The organism is Natronoglycomyces albus, from assembly GCF_016925535.1.
Taxonomy (GTDB): domain Bacteria; phylum Actinomycetota; class Actinomycetes; order Mycobacteriales; family Micromonosporaceae; genus Natronoglycomyces; species Natronoglycomyces albus.
This window is the reverse complement of the sequence record NZ_CP070496.1, coordinates 733,114-752,751: the sequence shown is the minus strand read 5'-3', so window position 1 is coordinate 752,751 and position 19,638 is coordinate 733,114. Positions and strand designations below refer to the sequence as shown.

The following is a 19,638-nucleotide window of genomic DNA, read 5'->3' as shown; positions in this document are numbered from 1 at the left end:
TACCGCGCGATGCTGTTCTCTGGGTTCCAGGCGGCATTTTGCCGGTTCGGGGCCCTGGGGACCGCTGAGGTCTCTGCTGAGTTTGGGCGATATCGATCGGGCGGGCAGGGTACGTCTGTTATCGGCGACGACGGTTATTTTGGAACAAGATCACGCCTAGATGTCGGATTATTGACTTACAATCCGTAATGAGGCGTTATACGTTACTTCCGCGGCCAGTGATGAGGCTTTACCTCCATCACCACAGGTCGCCCGGAGTAGTGGGGTAGCTCGGGCGGCCGCGCGGCGGCCTCCTGATTTACCTGGCCCAGGAGGCCGCCGCTTCTTCAGGTGGCGGCATTTATGCCCAACGGCAGCCCCGCACCTAGATCTGGATTCAGTCATCGGCCCAAACCCTTGCCACTCGCTTCGCGAGCCCCACATTCAGATGTTGTGACATTTCCGTGAATCCACGCGCGCTGGATTCCGGATGTCCTGAATCCAGGGCAAACGATTCCCGAAATTTGGGTATTTCCTGAATTCACCGCTGCTGGATTCAGGAAAATCAGCGCATCCTTGAATCTATGGACCTCGAAGCACTTGGAAACTCCCCATGCGGCCGACTGGTTCCAGTATCAGGGCAGGACCACCGCATGGGAAAACCTGGAGCCACCATGCGTTCGTGCTGCCCCCGCTGCCAGCCGCACCCGCTGTTGGGTTCCCCGCCATCGACGCGCCTACCCGTGCGGCGATGGCGGTCGCACGGCTCGATATGGCCGCGTCTGGATTGCCGAATCCGGCGCTGTTGGCTCGACCCACAATCCGGCGCGAGGCTGTCAGTACGTGGGCCATCGAAGGCACCTACGCGACTTACGACGAAACGCTTGAATCCGACTTTATCGCCGAACAGAAACTGTCCTCGGCAGTTCGCGAGGTGAAAAAACTACATTGCCGCCGCTGAAGGCGCGCTAGAGCTCATACAGAAATACCCTATTTGCAGAACAGTTCTTAGCAAGCTGCAAAAAACAATCGTCAAAGACGCCCGTGATGACTCACCTGAGGCTGGTGATTTGCGAACCCGCCAAGTGGCCATCGGAGCGGAGAATCGCCCGGTGACAGAAGCACGCTTTATGCCTCCGCCTCCCGGCAACGTATTGGTAGAAGGCGTGAGCGATTGGGAGAAGTGGGTCAACGCGGAAAACGATGTTCCCATCATCATAAAAATGGCATTGGCGCACTACCAGTTTGAGACCTTGCACCCCTACCACAACGGGAATGGCAGGCTTGGCCGACTGGTAGCGATCCTCCAGCTAGTCGAGAGCGGCGAACTTGCGCTTCCCATCATTAACCTCTCTTTCTACCTCGAACTTTATAAGGACGCTTACCAAGACCACCTGTTGTCAGTCAGCGAATCCGGAAAGTTCGATAGCTGGATCGAATTTTTTTCTACTGCGATGGAACGACAAGCTATCGAAGCAGTTACGGCGATTGAAGAACTCACAGCTTTCAAGAACCAAACCATCAATTCGCTGCGTCGCGACGGCCTCAGCGGGACGATCATCGAACTGGTGGAACTCCGCATAGGCTACCCAGCTATCGATGTTGCGACCGTGTGCACCATATTGGGAAAATCGCAAGAATCATCTAATAACGTCGTATCCAAGTTGGTGGACCGAGGAATCCTCCGGAAAGCAACCGGCCAAAAGGTTAATAGAAACTTCATATGTCCGAAGGCCCACAGGATCACCTCACCGTACCGCCTCTCCCACACTGGTCCAGTGACGAGTAGGCGCGACCCGAGCCCGTATCGGCGGCCCTAAGGTGAGCAAGCCTTGGGCAAACAGTGCGATCCTTCAGCTTCCGCATCATAAGTGTTCATATCGGTTCACTACAATGTGAACTCCCACAACAAGAACCCGAAAAGGAGCTCGCATGGCCCTGCAATCCGCAATGGTGCCGCTGGGCACCCCCGCCCCTGACTTCACGCTGCCAGACCTGGCCGGACAGGGGCGCTCCCTGACCGACTTCGAAGCGCCGGTACTGCTGGTGGCGTTCCTATGCAATCACTGCCCATACGTCAAACACATCGAGACGGCATTTGGGCAGTTCGTCTCGGGGCAAGAAGACTTGAACGTGGTCGGCATCTGCTCCAACGACGCGGTGAAATATCCGGACGACGGGCCAGAGGGGCTGGCCGACCAGGCTAAGCGCGCTGGCTGGGAGTTCCCCTACCTGATCGACGAAAGTCAAGACGTCGCCCGGGCCTATTCGGCGGTGTGCACCCCGGACTTCTTCCTGTACGGCCCCGACCGCAAGCTCGCCTACCGCGGAGCCTTCGATGGCTCGTCACCGGGCAACGGCAAGCCGCTCACCGGCGAATACCTAGCCGCCGCAGTGGAGGCCGTGCGGTCCGGGCAGGCCGTCCCCGAGCCGCACCACGCCTCGGTCGGCTGTGGCATCAAGTGGAAGTGATTCATTTGGGAGGCTTAGCCAAAGGGGGTGATGTGTCCACGTCATTGACATATCACCCTCTTTGCCGCTAAAGGTGCTTTTTCGCTTGCACGTGTCCCGCCCCTCCCTCAGCAACGGCGAGAACGCCATGCCTGGCGATGAGATCTCCCGTCTCGAAACCGGTAGTCGGCCAACACAGGCCCGGTTTGCATTGGCGCCACCCCCATCACCTCCCCGCGCACGGGACAGTCGTGTCAATAGCTCCCCCATTGCCGTTGTCACTACCATTACCAGGCCAATGCGAAAAGACATGCTAGGCTATGTGAGGCAAACACATAATGCCATCCCGTTAGGTGAGGCTCCTGTGTGTGGATGTGTCTGTTGCCCAGAAAGGTCGAGAGACCCCAATGGGTTGAACAGGCCGCGACCGAATCAAGGTCCGGCTTAATACAGACCGTCAAGCTTCGGCTTGGACTAACCACACAGTGCTGAAGCTTTGACATTGGGATCACCCAATTCTTAGTGTGACGCAAGGTCTCTCCTGCTGGGGAGGCCTTTTCTTATGCTTGCCTACCACTGGTACGCCATTCCACATATCCCATTGGGCCAAACTGGCTCGAAGTCGCACCCATCGGCTGGGCAGCGACACGGCCCTGCCCAGATCACTATGCCACCGAGGAGGTGAGGTCCATGCCTGGTCGAAGTTCCCGCGTGTCCGTCGATGCGGACCCGAGTCATAGTACGAGCCACCACGCGCATATCCCATTCGCCAATGGCACACCTCCCATTAACCTCCTCGCCTTTTCGCGAGACTTAAAACCCGCTTTCACGCTTATTTCACGTTGGGCCGAGTGGGGTTAATTGGTGTGCCTTCTTGCTGGAGGAAAAGATGACCACCACTACCACTATCCACCAACTCTTGACGCAACGTGACCTCTCTCAAGTCAAGGATTTGCTGACGAGGCTTCCACTCGACAGCATCATTGTCGAACTCAACGAGCTCACTGGAACCGAAAAGGCTCTTGCCTTTCGACTTTTGGAGAAGGCACAAGCTCACCTGGTTTTCGAGGAGCTCCCGCGACTGAAGAAGATCGAACTACTCAACGCCCTAGCCGAGACCGCGAACGTATTCTCCTCACTGGACTCCGGTGAGATGGCGAACCTGCTCGACGAGGCACCCGCGTCGGTGGCCAAGAAGCTGGTCGCGCAACGCACCGGCGACAAGGTCACCCAGGTCGCGGCAACCTTGGCCTACCAACGAGGAAGTGCCGGCCGCCTGGCAAATCCACACTATGTGGCCGTCAAAGACGTCGTGACCGCTGGCGAAGCCCTCCAGTCGGTCCGCGAATGCGACCTAGACCCCAGGCAGGTCACCACCGTGTTCATCATCGATCAGCAACGTCACTACCGGGGACTGGTGAGCGTGACCGAGCTGGTCACCGCTGAGCCGACGACTCCCGTGAGTGATCTGGCGCGGCTTTCACAAGCCGCGGTCCTCACCTGCGAACCCGCCCCTGAGGCCGCCCGGATGCTGCAACGGTACGACCTGGGTGCGCTGGCGGTGGTCGATTCCGAGCAACGCCTCGTGGGAGCGGTGACCTTCGATGACTCCATGGACGCGCTGGAGGACGAAACGTCGGAGACCATGTACCGCAAGGCCGGCATCAAAGATGTCGCCCACGCCACAGATATGCTGCGAAGCTACCGTCTGACCACCGGAAACATCTGGTACTCGGTGCGGGTACGCATCTCGTTTCTCTTGATGACTCTTGTGGGAGGCCTACTGGTTGGCGGGCTCATCGAACAATTCGAAGATGTCTTGGCCGCTGTCGTAGCGGTCGCTGTGTTCGTCCCTCTCATCATGGACATGGGCGGAAACGTGGGAACGCAATCGACCACCATTTTTGCTCGCGGGTTGGCTTTGGGTCATATACGACTCTCATCGTTTGGCAAGCAACTGCGCCGAGAAGTGACCGTCGGCATGACCATGGCTCTCTTCCTGGGAACCCTGGGCGGAGCCATCGCCTACCTGTGGCAGGGTGCCCCCAATGACATCCCCCTGTTGGGCGTGGCAGTAGGAATTTCCCTGTTCACGTCCGTCACGTTGGCCACCTTCCTCGGGTTCGCCTTACCGTGGCTCATGGTGAAGATCGGCCTAGACCACGCTCCCGGAGCAGACCCGTTCATAACCACGATTAAAGACTTCACTGGGCTATTCGTGTACTTCAGCCTGGTCGGTGTGCTGTTGGGTGTGGGATAGATGCTCGAGACTTGGGAATTCCTTATCCGCATCGTGCTCGCGGTCATCCTCGGCGCCCTCATCGGGTTCGAGCGGCAATGGCGGGCTCGGATGGCGGGTCTACGTACGAATGCCTTGGTGGCCACGGGCGCGGCGCTCTTCGTGCTCTTCTCTGCCAATGCCATGGACGAAGTGAGCTCCACCCGCGTGGCAGCCCAGGTGGTCTCAGGTATCGGCTTCCTGGGTGCGGGCGTGATTCTGCGTGACGGCATCAATATTCGCGGTATCAACACCGCCGCGACCATCTGGTGTGCCGCCGCCATTGGAGTACTGGCTGGCAGCGGCAACTATGTGGGAGCAGCTGCCGGAGCGTTCACGGTCGTGCTGGTGAATATCCTCTTGCGTCCCATCGCCCGTCGCATCGAACGCCTCCCCGAAAGCTCTCATTCGGAGGTTGAGTCCACGTATTTCGTCAAAGCCGTATGTGACAAGTCAGAAACGGCTCACGTACGTTCCTTGCTCATCCAGTCGCTCCATAGAAATGGAGTGGCGATTCGTTCCATGAATATGGCGGAGAACCCCCAGGGAGATGCGACAGTCACCACGACGGTGGCCACGCCGGAGAACATCAACGAACCGTTGGAACACACCGTTCGGCAACTGAGCCTCGAATCGCAGGTCCGGGCTGTGGAATGGAGAAAGGTCGACGAAAACTCGTCTCCGGCCGGGCTCTTCACCCGCTCGTGACACCCCACCGGCCCATACCCATGCGGTAACGCAGCGGGGGCTGCACAGGGCTATGCCCTGTGCAGCCCCCGCTTTAGGTCATCACCACAGTTGTCGCAGCGGTATATCCAGTTCAAAGAGCATCCGGCGAAGCAACGGCATCGACAGACCGATAACCGTCCCGGGGTCGCCCTCGATCTTGTCGACGAACGCTGAGCCATAACCATCGAGCGTGAACGCCCCCGCGACGCGGAGCGGCTCTCCCGTGGCGATATAGGCGGCGATCTCCTCATCCGAGACCTCGGCGAAATGCACGGTGGTCGCCGCCCCGGCGACAGTACTGCGCCCGGTGCGGTTGTCGATCAGGCAATGGCCGGTGTGCAAGACCCCGGAGCGACCACGCATGGCCTTCCAGCGGGCGGCGGCCTCCTCGGCGTCGGCGGGCTTGCCGTAGATGTCCCCACCAAAGGCCAGCACCGAATCGCAGCCGATCACGAGTGCCTCGGCGGTCTCGGGCCGCGCGGCGACGGCCTTGGCCTTGAGCGCGGCAAGTTGGCACGCCAACGTCGCGGGGTCTTTCGAGGAAACGGTGCTCTCGTCAACGCCGGAGACGATGACCTCAGGTTCCAATCCGGCGGCTAGGAGCAGCGCCCGGCGGGCTGGAGAGGCCGAGGCCAAGACCAGTCGCGGCGCGGTCGCCGACGTCACTTGCCGACTCGAATCCGCATTGGCAACGCCGAGTCGCGCCAGCTGCGCGGCACCTGGAGCCGCAAGCCTGGGTTCGACCAAGCCGGTGTGCGCCGGGCGCGTCCGTTTTCGGCTTCGGCGGCGGCTGCGGCGGCCCGTTGGGCTTGCGCCGATGTCAAGACGGCCACGGTGGCGGCCAGTTCCTCTGGCGTCGGGTTGCCAGATACGACCCGGATCGGTTCCATGCTCAGTCCTCGTCAATGTCTATGTCAAATTCGCGGTGGACGCGCTCCCAGAACCCGTCCCGCACCCAGATGCGTGCCTCGGGGTGGTCACGCAACGAGTATCCCAGTTCCTTTTCCGCCTCGACCAGCAGCTCCTTGTCAATGACTGTTGGCAACTGAGGGCCGGGCAGTAGGTCGGCGATGTTGTCGATCCCGCGCGTGAGAATCCACTTGTGCCCGACGTATTCTCCGATCGAAATGACCGTCTCGGGGTCCAGCTTATCGCCCGTGATCGTCTTGCGAACAAAGTTGGGCCGGGCGCTCTCGGCGGCGGCCAGGGCGTCTGCGGCGGAGCGAGTCACCGCCACCGACTCCCGTTGCCCGAACACCGAGGCCGGGGAGGGCACCGCGATTTCAGGCTCGGGGTGGGCGATGGGAGCGCCAGCGATCTGCGCGGTCGCCGAGGCGGCGGTGTTGGCCTTCGAAAAGTACGGTTTCAGCTCGTCGCGGGAAAGGATTCTGACGGTGTCGGCTTCCCACACGAGACGTTCGGCCTGGTTAGTTCCATAGGGTGGCTCGACGCCCCAGAGGTGGACGCGGACGCCATAGGCTTGGGCGATTTCGACAGCAGGGACCATATCTTCGTCACCAGCGAGCAAGATGGCTTCATTAACAGCGTGGTGGCGGGCGAGTTGTTCCAAGTCAGAGCGGATCATGGCATCCACTCCCTTTTGTTGGCCGCGGGCGTTGAGGTTGCCCAGCCGCACTTTGACAAATTCCATTTGGGCGATGACCCGCTGATCGACGGTCGGGACGCGATCTCGGGCGGCGTCAAACCAGTACAGGCGCAAGAGTTCTCCGTCGGGCAGCTTGTCCTGCCCGGCGGCAATGAGGCCAGCGATCAGGTTCTCCGCATCAACCCGGTAGTCGCGGCGAGAGGTGGCGTCGAGAAGCACCTCCGCCCCGGCTGCGTACAGGTAGCCAACATCGATCAACATCGCGTATCTCCGGGACGAAGCGCCCGGACTGCCCAATTCTCTCCGTGACATAACTCACTCCATTGCGTAAGTAGGGGGCCACAGCGCGCAGCCCTTTTGGTTCTTCAAACCGTACCGGAGCAAGCCAGGCAGTGGTTGCGTCGTGGGCGAGAACGGGATGTTGAGGCTTATGCAAAAGACACTTTCGGCGTTTTCCTCGGCTCATTTACCTGAGCAAACTTCACCTGATGCCGCCTTGAATTCACACGTTCGCATGAGCCTCGTTAATGCATGCCTTAAATGTGGTTCGCATTCACGAAAGCGGTGCCGACCAAGGAACTGGTCGACACCGCCGCATTGTCAATGTTTGGAATTCCCACAAGAGGGTCGCTCAGGCGTGCACCTGCCAGACCCCGAAGGGGAAGTTTGCCGACCGCAAACGACCCGACGAGAACGCAGCAGGTGTGCGCCTGAGCGATCCGCGATTACAGCGGGATATTGCCGTGTTTCTTGGGAGGCAGGCTGTCGCGCTTCGACGCCATCATGCGCAGCCCCTTGATAAGTCGCACGCGCGTCTCTCGAGGATGGATGACCTCGTCGATATAGCCCAACTCAGCGGCCACATACGGGTTGCACAGCGTGTCCTCGTACTCGCCCATCAGATCGGCGCGCCGCGACTGCTCATCGTCGGCCTCGGCGATTTCCCGGCGGTAGAGAATGTTGACCGCGCCCTGCGAACCCATGACCGCGATCTCGGCGGTCGGCCACGCCAGGTTGAGATCCGCTCCGACATGCTTGGAGCCCATGACGCAGTAGGCGCCACCATAGGACTTGCGGGTGACGACGGTCAGTTTGGGCACCGTGGCCTCGGAGTAGGCGTAAATCAGCTTGGCTCCGCGCCGGATAATGCCATCGTGCTCCTGGTCGGTGCCAGGCAGGAAGCCCGGCACGTCGACAAAGCTGATCACCGGAATGTTGAAGGCATCGCAGAAACGGATAAACCGCGCGGCTTTCTCCGAGGCGTCGATGTTGAGGCAACCGGCGAACTGCATCGGCTGGTTGGCCACAACGCCGACCGAGCGGCCATCAAGACGGCCGAAACCAATGATCATGTTCTGCGCGAAGAGCGGCTGAACCTCGAAGAAATCGTCATCGAGAACGCTTTCGATGACCTTGTGCATGTCGTAGGGCTGGTTAGCCGAGTCGGGCACAAGAGTATCGAGCGCGTCGTCGTCGCCGGAAATCTCCAATTCCTCGTCAGGCTCATAGGTGGGAGCCTCATCGAGGTTGTTGCTGGGCAGGTAGCTCAGCAACTGCTTGACGTATTCGAGCGCGTCGTCTTCGTCGGAGGCCAGGTAGTGCGCGTTTCCGGAGACGGAGTTGTGGCTCCGCCCGCCGCCTAGCTCCTCCATGCCGACGTCCTCGCCGGTGACGGCGCGAATGACGTCAGGACCGGTAATGAACATGTGGGAGGTCTGGTCGACCATGATCGTAAAGTCGGTGACGGCTGGGGAATACACGGCCCCACCGGCACACGGGCCCATAATCAGCGAGATCTGTGGGATCACGCCGGAGGCGCGCACGTTGCGAAAGAAGATGTCGCCATAGGCACCCAGGGACGCCACGCCCTCTTGGATGCGGGCCCCGCCGGAGTCGGATATACCGATCAACGGACGGCCCGTTTTCATGGCCAAGTCCTGCAGCTTGCAGATCTTCTCGCCGTGCACCTGACCTAGGGAGCCACCAAACGCCGTGAAGTCCTGCGCGAAGATGCACACTTCGCGGCCCTCGACGGTGCCGTATCCGGTCACCACGCCGTCGCCGTAGGGGCGGTTGGCGTCGATTCCGAAGTTGGAGGATCGGTGGCGGGCCAGACCGTCGAGTTCCACGAACGAGCCCTCGTCCAGGAGGGATTCAATGCGCTCACGGGCGGTCTTCTTGCCCCGGTCGTGCTGCTTTTCGATAGCTCGGGGGTTGCCGGTCTCCGCTTCTTTGCGGCGTTCGGCCAGCTCGGCCAACTTTCCGGCAGTGGTGTGTTTGTCGATGTCGGTCACGCTCGGATGGTATACGCCCGACCGGTGGCTAGGCTAAGTGTGTGAGGAAGACACCGCGTGTGCCACTGTCGAGTCGGGCACTAAATGACACACTTCTCCCTACTTCCGCCCTCTGGAAACATATTGATGTGGTCAACATCACTGGCTCCACGAACGAGGATCTGGCGCGGCGAGCCAAGAGTGGAGAACCCGGCGGGGTCGTCCTCTGCGCCGAAGAGCAAAGCGCCGGCCGCGGCCGCCTGATGCGCCAATGGCAATCGCCACCTAGCGCCGGACTCGCCGTCTCGGCCCTCTTGCGGCCCGAGACCCCCGCCAGCACGTGGGGCCTGCTCAGCCTCCTCTCTGGAGTCGCCCTCGCTGAGGCCCTACGCGAGGACGGCGGTGTCCGCGTCGGCCTGAAATGGCCCAATGACGTCCTCATCGGCCCCCTAGACAACCCACGACACCCACCCCCAGCAGGCAATGCGCAAAACCCGTTGCGCAAATGCGCTGGCATCCTGGCCACGGGAAGCCCCGGAGCCGTCGTCATCGGAGTCGGCCTCAATGTCACCCTCACCGCCGAAGAACTCCCCCATGACAACGCCACATCGCTACTGCTGTGCGGTGGCAACACCGACCGCGAAGCCCTCCTCATCGCGTTCCTGCGCCGGTTCGAACACCACTACCTGGCCTGGATGCGACACCACGGCGACGCCGAAGCCAGCGGCGTACTCGAGGCTTGGCGTCGCGACTCCGACACCCTGGGTCGCGAAGTTTCCGTTTCGTATCCCGATGGTTCCCACATAGTTGGCAGGGCTGAGGACGTGAACCGAGACGGACAGCTGGTTTTGAAATATGATTCGGAACTAGTGAATGTTTCGGCCGGGGACATACACCACCTCCGGTCGCGACAGTGAGACGAGTTCACTGCTGTGAGAATCGAGTGCCAGTGGGGAGATCCGCGCTCATCGTCATCACTGCGGATGTGCGACCAATGCACGCCTCAATCAGGTCTCAGGGCTAGAAAGGTGGGCGTCAGTGACGCATTCAGAGTCTGGGGAAACCGAGCGAGCCCCACGCGCTGACACCGAATCCACGCCGAATCCCTCCTTGGAAACAAACCCGCTCGACCCCGCCACCCAGCACCTATACCGATTGCTCCTTAGCCGAACCGAAGCCACCGCTGGTCAGTTGGCCGCCGAGGCCGCCATCCCTGTGACCACCGCGCAACATCAACTCGAAAACCTCGTGCGGCTAGGCATGGCCACGCTCATCACCGACTCTCACTATCGCGCCCAAGCCCCCGAAGTCGCCCTCGGCGCTCAGATCGGTCGGCAACTGGACGCGGTACGCAGCGGGTACGGCGTCCTCCAAGAACTGTTGGAGATCTACCGAGACGGCAACCACGCGGGCAGTGGCTCCACCCGCTGGGAAAGCGTCACCGGGCAAGCCGCCATCCAAACCCGACTGTGGAAATTGGAATCAAGCGCCGAACGGCTCGTGCGCAACTTCGTCAAAAGCCCCATCGTGTTGGAGGGGCCCATCAACAGTCGCCACCCCGAGCCGCGCCCCAACCAAGGCGCTCACCAACAGATCCTTTATGAGCGAGGAATACTCAACGACCTCGACGACGATCCACACATGGACTACCTACACCAGTGCCTCGAAGGTGGCGACGAAGTGCGCTTCGCCGCGCAGCTGCCCGTTAAACTAGTTCTCTTCGACGACCGCATTCTCGCCATGCCCGAGCCGCCAACGGGACAGCCCCGAGTACTCATCACCTCGCATCCTCCGATCGTGGCATTGGCGGTGGCGCTGTTCGAACAGCTGTGGATGAGTTCGGTTCCCGCCCCCCACGACGATGGACTTCCACGTGATCGTCACGCCCCCAGCGAAGAAGACAGGCTACTGTTGTCGCTCCTCATCGCGGGCCTGACTGATCAGGCAATAGCAACGCGGCTGGGAATCGGCCTGCGGACCGTTCAGCGACGAGTGCGAGAACTGATGAACTTGGCGGAAGTCGACACGCGCATTCAGTTGGGGTGGCAGGCCGCGCGACGCAACTGGGTCATCCCCGATCCCCGGTCTTAAGGCCCGACCCATTCAACCCCAACACGTAAGGGCTCGGCCCAGCTTGGCCTCGTTCCACCACACCGGTGGTAGCCGCCCATAGTTGACCTGGAACAACATCCGACACTTCGGGCAGCGCCGAGAGGTTATGCCGCTTGCCACGATAAGCTACGGTGCAATTAAAACGTGACAAATGCTTGCCCAAGGCACTGAACTGACCAGGAGGTCTCGCAACCGTGGGTTACCCAGACAACATGCTGACCCGTGAAGAAGACGTCAAGCTGCATACGCACCCACACTGGAAGGAAGTTTTCCTTCCAGTCATTTGGTTCGTCGTCTTCATTCTCGTCGCAGCCATCCTGATCTACCTGGTGCCGAACGACTGGGAAGTCTCGCTATGGCTGCAGATGGGCATTGGGCTCGTCTTCACCGCCATCATCGTGTGGCTGTCGGTCATTCCATACATCAACTGGCAAACAACGCACTACGTGTTGACCAACCGGCGCATCATGTGGCGCACCGGCATCGTCAGGCGCAACTCAACTGCCATCCCGCTCTCGCGAGTCAACACGGTGTCATTCGAACAAAACATTGTCGAACGTCTCTTGGGCTTTGGAACGTTGAAGATCGAGTCGGCCTCCAACGAAGGCGTCATCGAGCTGATCGATGTCCCCAAGGTCGACAGCGTGAAGGCCATGATCTACCAGCTGGCCGAGGACGACCGTACGCACCAACGCACTGCCAACCAGGGCGTTGACGAGGGAATCTAACTCGCGCTTCCCTAGCTATAACGCGGCACGGCCGCTGGAGTGGAGTGGGCGAACGCCTCATCGGCATCGGCGACTCTACGACCTGGTCTCGTTCCTGGGTGGTGGTGCCTTCGGATTCACTGACCACCAAGGCCAGACGCTCGCTCATACAACTGGCCACATGGCTCATGAGGGGAGGGCCCGCGCGAAGCGCGGGCCCTCCCCTCATGGTTAGCCTCATCGGCCGGTTTTGGATTGACTAGGCGGGGCGTGGCGATCAAGCCCAGCGCGTCGTTCGACCTGGTTTGGGCTACCTGTTAGGAACTGGGCTCGGTGGTGGCGGAATCTTGGTCGGCATCCTGTCGCGGGGGCCGTTTCCCACTGCCACCTTTGCTGGGAGCCTTGCTGCCCAGAGGCGGGAACACCCACGTGCGGTAAGCGTAGAAACGGAAGCCTGTCGCCACCCCGATACCGACGACGTTGGCGGCGATATTGACCGCCAGCGGGTTGTCGAAGATCCCCGGCCACGCCAGGCCCAATAGGTGGTTGATCCAGATGCAGGCCAGGGTGATGACCAACCCGATGCCATTCATCACGAAGAACAGAAAGTATTGCTTGCCGACCCGGTCACTGATGCGGTCGTTCCAGGTCCAGTGACGGTTGCCGAAGAACGATCCAGTGGTCGCAATAGTCGTCGACACTGTCTTGGCCAGCCACGAGGGCCAGCCGAGAAGAATCCAGAAGATATTGAAGAGAATGACGTCGAGAATATAGGCGGTTCCGCCAACTCCGGCAAATTTGGTTATTTCACCTATATTTGCCCGCACACGTCTATACAACCCAGGACGTTTACGTTTGGTGGAGGTCTTCTTCCCGGGGCCTGATCGCTGCGGCGGGTTCTGCGAACCTGACGCCTGAGCCGATGCAGTCCTCGGGTTAGCCTCGGAGTCGCTGCGCTGCGAAGTCATGTCTGTGCCAGTGCCAACCATACTCAGAAAACGATACCTTGGGCGTACAAGATCGAGGTTCCTCCACTAATTCCTTAATTTGGACACTGATCCCTATTCTCCCGTGTTAGCCCAGCCGCCGCCAGTGAGTTTGAAACCTCGACCCAGCCTGGTGCCTCGGAGGCGAGAGCATCCATCGGCGAGGGTCGATATCTCCTTATGCCTGCCCTGAACTCGCAGAACGCCAACTGCCGGACTCTGGAATCGGTCTCAGCGTGCATGACCGCGGCCAATTCGCGAGTGACTGCGGATCAACTCATTCTCAACTAAGGACTGTGGAAGTTGGCGGTGAATACACGAACTCGCCAATGGATCTTATAGCCAACGTCACAAAAGATTGTCACATCCGGCCTAAAACCGCAGCCATCGAAGTACTACTTATCGGGCTAATGGGACCAGAATGCCAGGGCACTGGACCTCAGCAATGTGTACATAGTAGAGCGAACGGAGAGGGGCCGGATTGCCCCCTGGCCCACCGTCGCCCAAGAAGCCCACGATAAGTGACGAAGGGTGAACTCGACAACTAGTGACACATACGTCGCGGCGGTCGGTCAAGACCTAAACTTAGAGCTCCTATCGGGTATACCTCGTAGCGAGGATGGTGTGCCATCGGTGCCTGGGGAGTCGGAGGCGCTTGTTCCTACCCAGCTGACATGGACAAGGGCCGACAACGTGGCCAGGCGCGAGGGAACACCACCGCAGCAGGAAGAGAAACCCGATAGGAGCTCTCAATGGAACGGGGCCCGCACTAGGCCGACCCCGCTGCCCTCTTAATCCTCTGGCGGCGTCGCCAACGCGATCACGCCCAGTGCGAACTCGTCGTTACCCGGATGCACGGTGAGGTCCTGCGGGCCCGGTGGCGCGACGATGGTGTGGTGATCGGCGTCAACGCCGAAGGTGTACCACCAGTTGCTGTGGTTGAGCGCCGAGGCCGACCGTGAGTAGGCCACGTTTCCGGGTTGGCCGACCGGAATCCCGCCGATGTCCATATAGTCTTTGGTCTTGGCGCGGGAACCGCCCCACAACAGATAGCCAACATCGACAGGTCCGCCGCCGCGCAGGTATATGTCGAGTCCATGGCCGCTGAGATATTGAGGAGCGTCGTAGACGGCGATCTCACGCTGTGGCGAGCCCGGCTGGCTATAGACGACCGTCAGGCCCCAACCCGCCGAGTGTCCCTGGCATGTGGATGATGAGCTTTGGTTCCAGTCGCTCCAGTCAAGCAGATGGCCGTTTCCCTTGACGTTCTGGCAGCCGGGAAGCTGATCCGGGTCGGCCGCCACCCAGTACTCGCCTCCGCCGCTGACCTGAGCCGTCACGTCAACGAAGGCTTGGCCGAAGGGGCCGGCGTTGCGCACATGGTGTGAACCGAGGTCCAACCAACTGCCGCTGGGGCCGGCGAAGGAGACGCTGTCTGGCAGTGAGTTATCGGAGCCAGCCCAATATAGGCCCGCCCATTCGACGCGAGCCCCATCGGGGATCGCTAGGTGGGCTCCGGAGGCGGCGTGTTTCGAACGACCTGCGGGCGGCCGTGGGTCGCCGTGACCGGGCACGTAGGGCCCCATGGGGAAGTCATCATTCCATCCCAGGAGGGCTTGTTCTTGGCAGGCGAACGAGAGGCAATTCAGTAGGGTGTTGCCCGCCATGGCTACGCCGGTGGCCTCTAGCGAGGCATAGCCAACCGCCGAGCCAGGCGGGGCGACGGGAACTCGCAGGGTTGCCTGGGACTCGCCCGCGCCCCGGATCGAAATCGTGACGGTCTGGTAGCCGCTGACTTGTGGCTCGATTCCGATCGGCACCTGCGCCGTCGTGCCTTGCCCGGGTTCGAGGGAGTCGCGAACACAGCTGATGAGCGCGCCGTCGGCGTCGCATTCCCAGCCGTCGGAGGCATCGGAGCCAGTAAGTGTGAAGCCGGTGGGGACCTCGAGAGTCAGGCGTAGTTTGTTGCGCTCGCCTGGTTCGGGTTCGGTCTCCTCATACGGTCTGTCCGGTTCCGGTTCGGGCCGGTCCTCGATGGTGTCGGGGTCTTCCTCGCTCGGCGGAAGGTCGCTGCCACGGTCGGGGTCGACCCAAGGTCCGATGAAGTCCCCGGGACGCGGGTCGGGGAGGAATAGGTCTTTTGAGGTGCCGACGTTGAGCAGCTCGGCCGCCCGCACCGCGTTGATTCCGGTGGTGTCGGAGAGCGTTATTGGTTCCATGAGCGGACTCAAGGGGCCTTGAGACTCGGTCGTGGTCGGGCCGGGAGGGAATGAATTCCCCTCGCTGGCGACGGGTTCGTGCGTCCATAGTTCCTCGGAGAGGTCTGCGGCGTCGGGCGGGAGCGTTCCGCGCTCGGTCGGCGCGATGCGGCCGCCACCGTTGCCTCCGTCGTCGCTCTCTCGCAGTTCCAAGGGAAGGGTATTGCCTTGCCCCGCGACCAGGTTGGCACCGGCGAGGTCGTAGTGAACGTCGTAGTTGGCCGGAGGTGCCTCCTCGACTGGTGGTTCCTCGGCCGGGGGTTGCTCGGCGGGTGGGTCCTCCGCCGGAGGCTGTTCTTCGGCCGGAGGCTCCTCGACCGGTTCCTCCGTGGGCTCCTCGATCGGTTCGTCCGGTTCCGGTTCCGGATCCGGAACCGGGTCCGCCGCCGGGTCGGGTTCCTCCTCGGGTTCCTCCTCGGAAGGGGGTGCGGCTTCTTCCTCAGCCGGAGGCAGGGCGGATTCGGTGGGTGGCGGTGGCGCGTCATTGGACACTAGTGCCAGCGCGATGAGGCCAGCGACCACAGCAGCGGTCGCGCCGCCGGTGGCCACGGAGTTGCGCGTCCCCAGTCGTTGGAAGATCCGGCGAACCCAATTGGCCACGACGCGGAACGGCTCCCATATCGCGGCGAAGAACCCCGCGAAGGCGATCCCGGCGGTTTTGGCGGAGGCTCCCGCCAGGTAGGCCGGGGCGGCCGCGCCGAGAATGACCGGTGCCAGAACTCCGCGTAGTCCGGAGTTGACTTCGGTCAGTTCCATGAACAGAACCTTGCAGGCGGCGCAGTCGTCTAGGTGGTGGTCGACCTTGCTGACATCGCGCGCGGCGAGGCTGCCGCGGACGCGGGCGCCCAGCCGGTCGACCGTCCAGCCGCATTGTGGGCTGGGGGCGTCGGCGATGTGTTCTTGGAGGTATAGCTGGCGTAGCCTCTCGCGGGCTCGGTAGGCCAGCGCGGATACACCGTTGGCGGTCATACCCAGCAGAGAGGCGACGTCAGCGGGGCTGTCTTCTTCGACTTCGGTGTGCCACAGGACCATTTGCCAGCGCTCGGGCAGTTTGGAGTACGCCGAGGCGGCATAGCGGCGATCTTGTCCCTCGATGGCGGGGTCTGGTTGTGGTTGGCCCACCTCGTGGGCGGAGAGGTCGTCGGTGTATTCGATGCGTTTGTCGCGACGAATGCGGTCGTAGAAGGTGTTGCGCAGGCTGCGCAGAAGATAGGGACGAAAGCCTAGGTCGGGGCCTTTTCCGTCGCGTAGGACGGTGAGTAGCTTGGCGAAGGTCTCGCTGACGAGGTCGTCGGCCAAGGCCGCGTCGGGGGTGAGGGCACGGGCTAGGCGCCGAGCGGCGTGGACATGGCGCTCGTAGAGGGCGGCGTAGGCGGTGGTGTCCCCTGCGCGGGTCGCGGCGATGAGCTCCGGGTCAGAGGTTCCGGTGGACGCGGGAGAAGAGACATCAGGCATTGGAGGGCCGGTGCTCCCTTCTTGGTTCGGGGCTGAGGTGTAACTGACGGGGTGCGGGTTGCCGCTGCCTTGTCAGTATGTAGACCCAAGTGGGTCTGTGCGTCAGGCGGCCCGGAGTTTGTGGCTGCCGTGATCTTGTCTCGCCGTGAGGATTCTGGTCGTTGTATGTAGTTGGTGTTCATGGATGAAACATGGCCCGGCCGCTGCCGGGCGTTGAGGCCAAGCAGTCGGCTGCATGAGTGAGGGCGTGAGGCCTCCACATGTTGAACAACGAATGATCTTGGCGGTGGTTGCTAGCTGAGAGTATGCGAAGTGACGCCTGGCGTACAGATGACACACGCAGCGATTTTGGCCAGATATCTGACACGGGTGGGGTGGTGGTTGTAGGTTGCGCTTAATGCCGTTTTTGTACTGTCTCGTTCTCGGGCTTGCTCGTACCCTGCGTACCGCAAAGTGTCAGAAATTTGACACTATTGTGCGTACTGTGTGATCCATGCCGAACTCATAACCAATGCAGGGATCATGTAAGTACCAGTTCGGACCTGGTCGCGACCATCTGGCGATGCTTTCAACGCCCGATCGTCAGGCCCTGCGGACACGACCTGAAGCCGGTCAATACTTGCTTTAGGAGCGAGAACTACATCACAGACGCGCCGTATCACTAGAAGTACGTAGCCGCGACGCGAGATTCGGAGGGGACCGTGCCAGCATCCATTCTCTTGGCCGTACTGGCCGCCACCGGCTTGCTGCTACTGGCCCCCGCCCTCGTGCGGCGTTACGACGCCGACGAACGGCTCATGGCCGATCGCGCCAATTCCGGCGCCCGGCTGCTAGAACGTACGCCATCAACCTCGAATATGCCTCGACAAGGCCCCATCAACCCGCCCACCCCCGCCACTCGCAACGCCGTGGGCCGCAGCACGGTGCCAGCCGCTACCCACGCTGAACTGGCAGAAGACGCGGGCAGGTCCGATGAGGGATCATCCTTGTCGTGGCCACCTTCCCCATGGGACGACCAGAGGCCGACTTTCAGCGACTCCTTTGAGTATGAGACGGCGCAGGAAGCCTTTCGCCCCACCGAGGGCGGCGGTGATTCGCTTGTGGCCCAAGCAGATGCACCCACCCACCACGAGCTGGACAAGCGGAATAGACTGAACGACGCAGCATCCACCGGCCGCCCGCGCGGGTGGGAACGGCGCGGATGTCGCAGCGGACAATCAGTACGGTTGGAAACAGACCAACCAGCAACGGCTGAGGACCACACTGATATGCGCAACCAGGCCAGGCTACGAGCTCAGCGAGCTCAGTGGTGGCGCGCTCGCCACCGCAAAGTCCTGTATGTCCTGCTAGCGCTGCTCTTCATCGAATTGATCGGCGTCATCATCGTGGGGCCCGGATTCTGGGTTGGTGTCGTCGTCTCCGCGATCCTGTTGGGCTGTTACGTGGCGCTGCTGCGCGCAAAGGTCCTGGCACGGCAACGTTCCCGGGCTGCCCACCCCAGTCGTGGGCTGAGTTCACAGCGTCCCACCTATGTTCCGGCACAAGAGACCGCTCACGATCTCGACGAGGCACAGGCCCACTCCGAGATCGATGACCACGCGGCCTCGCCCGAGGATCTAGCGGACGAAACCGAACTACCCGAGGGCGAATACGAGGACGAATACGACGAGCCAGAACCGCAGGTACGGCAGCTGCGGCCAACCGGTTCGTTGTTGTTCGGTGACGACGGAGAGACCGACAGCGTTTCCGCACCGCCGGACCGCCGTCATTCGGGAGCCATCCGCGGTCGTTCCTACGAGTCGCCAGCCTCCGGCCACTAGCGTTGCCCAAAACGTCCGGGTGCGGATACCGGCCAGGTCTCACCGGCGCTCTCGCTTCGCTCTTGGACCCGCCACGCCGGTTATGCTAGGACAGTTATGCCCAGTTCAGAGCAGCCGGAGAGTTCATCAGACATGCACAGTTCAGCCCAACAACGCTCACAGCAACAGCGTTCGCATAAGCAGAGCACGCAGCGGGACACATCCGACCAAGCTTCGTTGGCCGCCGGTGGCTCGCCACAGTCTGAGCTGCGACCAAAGCCCACCTCTGACCCACCTCGCCGCCATATTCTGACGTTTAACGCCCGAGCCGGACGCAGTCGCCCCAAGCACATGGACGCTCTAGAACAGCTGCTGCCGCGCTACGAGATCGGCTGGGATGGGGTCTCCCGGCTCGATGTGGAATCCCTCTATGGCCGCAAGGCGCCACTTATTCTCGAGATCGGCTCCGGAAACGGTGAGGCCACCGCTGCTCTAGCCGAGGCCGAACCCGAGCGCGACATCCTCGCCGTGGAGATATACCCCCAAGGTATCGCGAATCTCATGCTGGATGCCCAAGAGCGAGGACTTGACAACATTCGCATCTACCAAGGCGACGCCATACCGCTGATGCATCACGCCTTCGGCCCTGGATCGCTAGCGGGGGTGCGGGTCTACTTCCCCGACCCGTGGCCCAAGAAGCGTCACCACAAGCGCCGCATCATTCAACCCGATCACGTCGCCCGCATGGCTGAACTATTGGAGCCCGGCGGCACCTTGCACGCGGCCACCGACTGGGCCGAATACGCACACCACATGTTGCGGGTCCTCCAGGCGGAGGAACGGCTCGAAAACACCTCCGCCGGTTTCACCCCTCGCCCCGATTTTCGGCCCATGACGAAGTTCGAGCGGCGTGGAATCGACGCTGGGCATGAAATCTTCGACCTGATCTTCCAACGTCGATAACGGCGGGGAGCCCAATCCGCGGCTCTGGGGTACCACGGGTGG

General features: G+C 61.4%; 16 protein-coding genes and 1 riboswitch. Of the genes, 10 read left to right on the top strand and 6 right to left on the bottom strand.

Annotation, left to right across the window (positions count from 1 at the left end; translation table 11 throughout):
* Positions 1 to 661: 661 nt before the first annotated feature.
* The 5 genes from JQS30_RS03140 (at position 662) to JQS30_RS03120 (ending at position 5,416) form a co-directional block, all read left to right on the top strand.
* Positions 662 to 940 (top strand): Fic/DOC family N-terminal domain-containing protein, encoded by a 279-nt coding sequence (locus JQS30_RS03140; protein WP_213171945.1) that lies wholly within the window; start codon positions 662 to 664, stop codon positions 938 to 940.
* A complete protein-coding gene (locus JQS30_RS03135) occupies positions 927 to 1,799 on the top strand; it encodes a Fic family protein (RefSeq protein WP_213172939.1) in 873 nt (290 codons plus the stop codon). Before JQS30_RS03140 ends, JQS30_RS03135 begins: the two co-directional genes overlap by 14 nt.
* A 112-nt stretch (positions 1,800 to 1,911) precedes the next feature.
* Entirely contained in the window at positions 1,912 to 2,451 is a 540-nt protein-coding gene (locus JQS30_RS03130; RefSeq protein WP_213171944.1) for a thioredoxin family protein, read from the top strand.
* 317 nt (positions 2,452 to 2,768) lie between these two features.
* A riboswitch (M-box (ykoK) riboswitch) is annotated at positions 2,769 to 2,944 on the top strand.
* A gap of 375 nt (positions 2,945 to 3,319) precedes the next feature.
* Positions 3,320 to 4,690, top strand: coding sequence for a magnesium transporter (mgtE, locus tag JQS30_RS03125; protein ID WP_213171943.1), 1,371 nt, complete (start codon positions 3,320 to 3,322; stop codon positions 4,688 to 4,690).
* Positions 4,691 to 5,416 carry an MgtC/SapB family protein gene (locus tag JQS30_RS03120; RefSeq protein WP_213171942.1) on the top strand — a complete coding sequence of 242 codons (726 nt, stop codon included), beginning with the start codon at positions 4,691 to 4,693 and terminating at the stop codon, positions 5,414 to 5,416. It begins immediately after the preceding gene.
* Between the two features lie 81 nt (positions 5,417 to 5,497).
* Here the strand turns inward: JQS30_RS03120 and JQS30_RS03115 are convergent, their stop codons facing one another.
* The 4 genes from JQS30_RS03115 to JQS30_RS03100 all read right to left on the bottom strand — a co-directional run bounded on the left by JQS30_RS03115 (position 5,498) and on the right by JQS30_RS03100 (position 9,337).
* The gene (locus JQS30_RS03115) at positions 5,498 to 6,103 is read right to left on the bottom strand and encodes a Maf family protein (protein ID WP_213171941.1); all 606 of its coding nucleotides are present in this window, start codon (positions 6,101 to 6,103) and stop codon (positions 5,498 to 5,500) included.
* Complete coding sequence (locus tag JQS30_RS03110) at positions 6,100 to 6,327, bottom strand: acyl-CoA carboxylase subunit epsilon (protein ID WP_213171940.1); 228 nt, start codon at positions 6,325 to 6,327, stop codon at positions 6,100 to 6,102. The genes JQS30_RS03115 and JQS30_RS03110 overlap by 4 nt, the downstream gene beginning before the upstream one ends.
* Before the next feature lie 2 nt (positions 6,328 to 6,329).
* Positions 6,330 to 7,304, bottom strand: a complete 975-nt coding sequence (locus JQS30_RS03105) for an NYN domain-containing protein (RefSeq protein WP_246498027.1) — start codon at positions 7,302 to 7,304, stop codon at positions 6,330 to 6,332.
* 464 nt (positions 7,305 to 7,768) lie between these two features.
* On the bottom strand, positions 7,769 to 9,337 hold the full coding sequence (locus JQS30_RS03100; RefSeq protein ID WP_213171938.1) for an acyl-CoA carboxylase subunit beta: 1,569 nt from the start codon (positions 9,335 to 9,337) through the stop codon (positions 7,769 to 7,771).
* A 128-nt stretch (positions 9,338 to 9,465) separates the two neighbouring features.
* Between JQS30_RS03100 and JQS30_RS03095 the strand changes: the two genes are divergently transcribed.
* From JQS30_RS03095 to JQS30_RS03085, 3 genes are all read left to right on the top strand, one after another.
* On the top strand, positions 9,466 to 10,233 hold the full coding sequence (locus JQS30_RS03095) for a biotin--[acetyl-CoA-carboxylase] ligase (protein WP_213171937.1): 768 nt from the start codon (positions 9,466 to 9,468) through the stop codon (positions 10,231 to 10,233).
* A 121-nt stretch (positions 10,234 to 10,354) separates the two neighbouring features.
* Positions 10,355 to 11,407, top strand: coding sequence for a helix-turn-helix domain-containing protein (locus tag JQS30_RS03090; RefSeq protein WP_213171936.1), 1,053 nt, complete (start codon positions 10,355 to 10,357; stop codon positions 11,405 to 11,407).
* Positions 11,408 to 11,622: 215 nt separating this feature from the next.
* Positions 11,623 to 12,156, top strand: coding sequence for a PH domain-containing protein (locus tag JQS30_RS03085; RefSeq protein ID WP_213171935.1), 534 nt, complete (start codon positions 11,623 to 11,625; stop codon positions 12,154 to 12,156).
* A gap of 296 nt (positions 12,157 to 12,452) precedes the next feature.
* Here JQS30_RS03085 and JQS30_RS03080 read toward each other — a convergent pair whose 3' ends face one another.
* Together JQS30_RS03080 and JQS30_RS03075 are read right to left on the bottom strand one after the other, a co-directional pair.
* Entirely contained in the window at positions 12,453 to 12,962 is a 510-nt protein-coding gene (locus JQS30_RS03080; protein WP_213171934.1) for a GtrA family protein, read from the bottom strand.
* A gap of 950 nt (positions 12,963 to 13,912) precedes the next feature.
* A complete protein-coding gene (locus JQS30_RS03075) occupies positions 13,913 to 16,834 on the bottom strand; it encodes a sigma-70 family RNA polymerase sigma factor (protein ID WP_213171933.1) in 2,922 nt (973 codons plus the stop codon).
* 701 nt (positions 16,835 to 17,535) lie between these two features.
* On the opposite strand from JQS30_RS03075, the gene JQS30_RS17765 reads away from it, so the two are divergent.
* Positions 17,536 to 18,654, top strand: coding sequence for a hypothetical protein (locus tag JQS30_RS17765; protein ID WP_213171932.1), 1,119 nt, complete (start codon positions 17,536 to 17,538; stop codon positions 18,652 to 18,654).
* 132 nt (positions 18,655 to 18,786) lie between these two features.
* Positions 18,787 to 19,596, top strand: a complete 810-nt coding sequence (trmB, locus tag JQS30_RS03065; protein ID WP_213171931.1) for a tRNA (guanosine(46)-N7)-methyltransferase TrmB — start codon at positions 18,787 to 18,789, stop codon at positions 19,594 to 19,596.
* The last annotated feature ends 42 nt before the right edge of the window (positions 19,597 to 19,638 follow it).

Excerpts from the sequence above, each read along its gene's own strand:
- JQS30_RS03130 (WP_213171944.1), top strand. The coding sequence starts at position 1,912 with ATGGCCCTGCAATCCGCAATGGTGCCGCTGGGCACCCCCGCCCCTGAC.
- mgtE (WP_213171943.1), top strand. The coding sequence starts at position 3,320 with ATGACCACCACTACCACTATCCACCAACTCTTGACGCAACGTGACCTC.
- JQS30_RS03120 (WP_213171942.1), top strand. The coding sequence starts at position 4,691 with ATGCTCGAGACTTGGGAATTCCTTATCCGCATCGTGCTCGCGGTCATC.
- JQS30_RS03110 (WP_213171940.1), bottom strand. The coding sequence starts at position 6,327 with ATGGAACCGATCCGGGTCGTATCTGGCAACCCGACGCCAGAGGAACTG.
- JQS30_RS03105 (WP_246498027.1), bottom strand. The coding sequence starts at position 7,304 with ATGTTGATCGATGTTGGCTACCTGTACGCAGCCGGGGCGGAGGTGCTT.
- JQS30_RS03075 (WP_213171933.1), bottom strand. The coding sequence starts at position 16,834 with ATGCCTGATGTCTCTTCTCCCGCGTCCACCGGAACCTCTGACCCGGAG.
- trmB (WP_213171931.1), top strand. The coding sequence starts at position 18,787 with ATGCACAGTTCAGCCCAACAACGCTCACAGCAACAGCGTTCGCATAAG.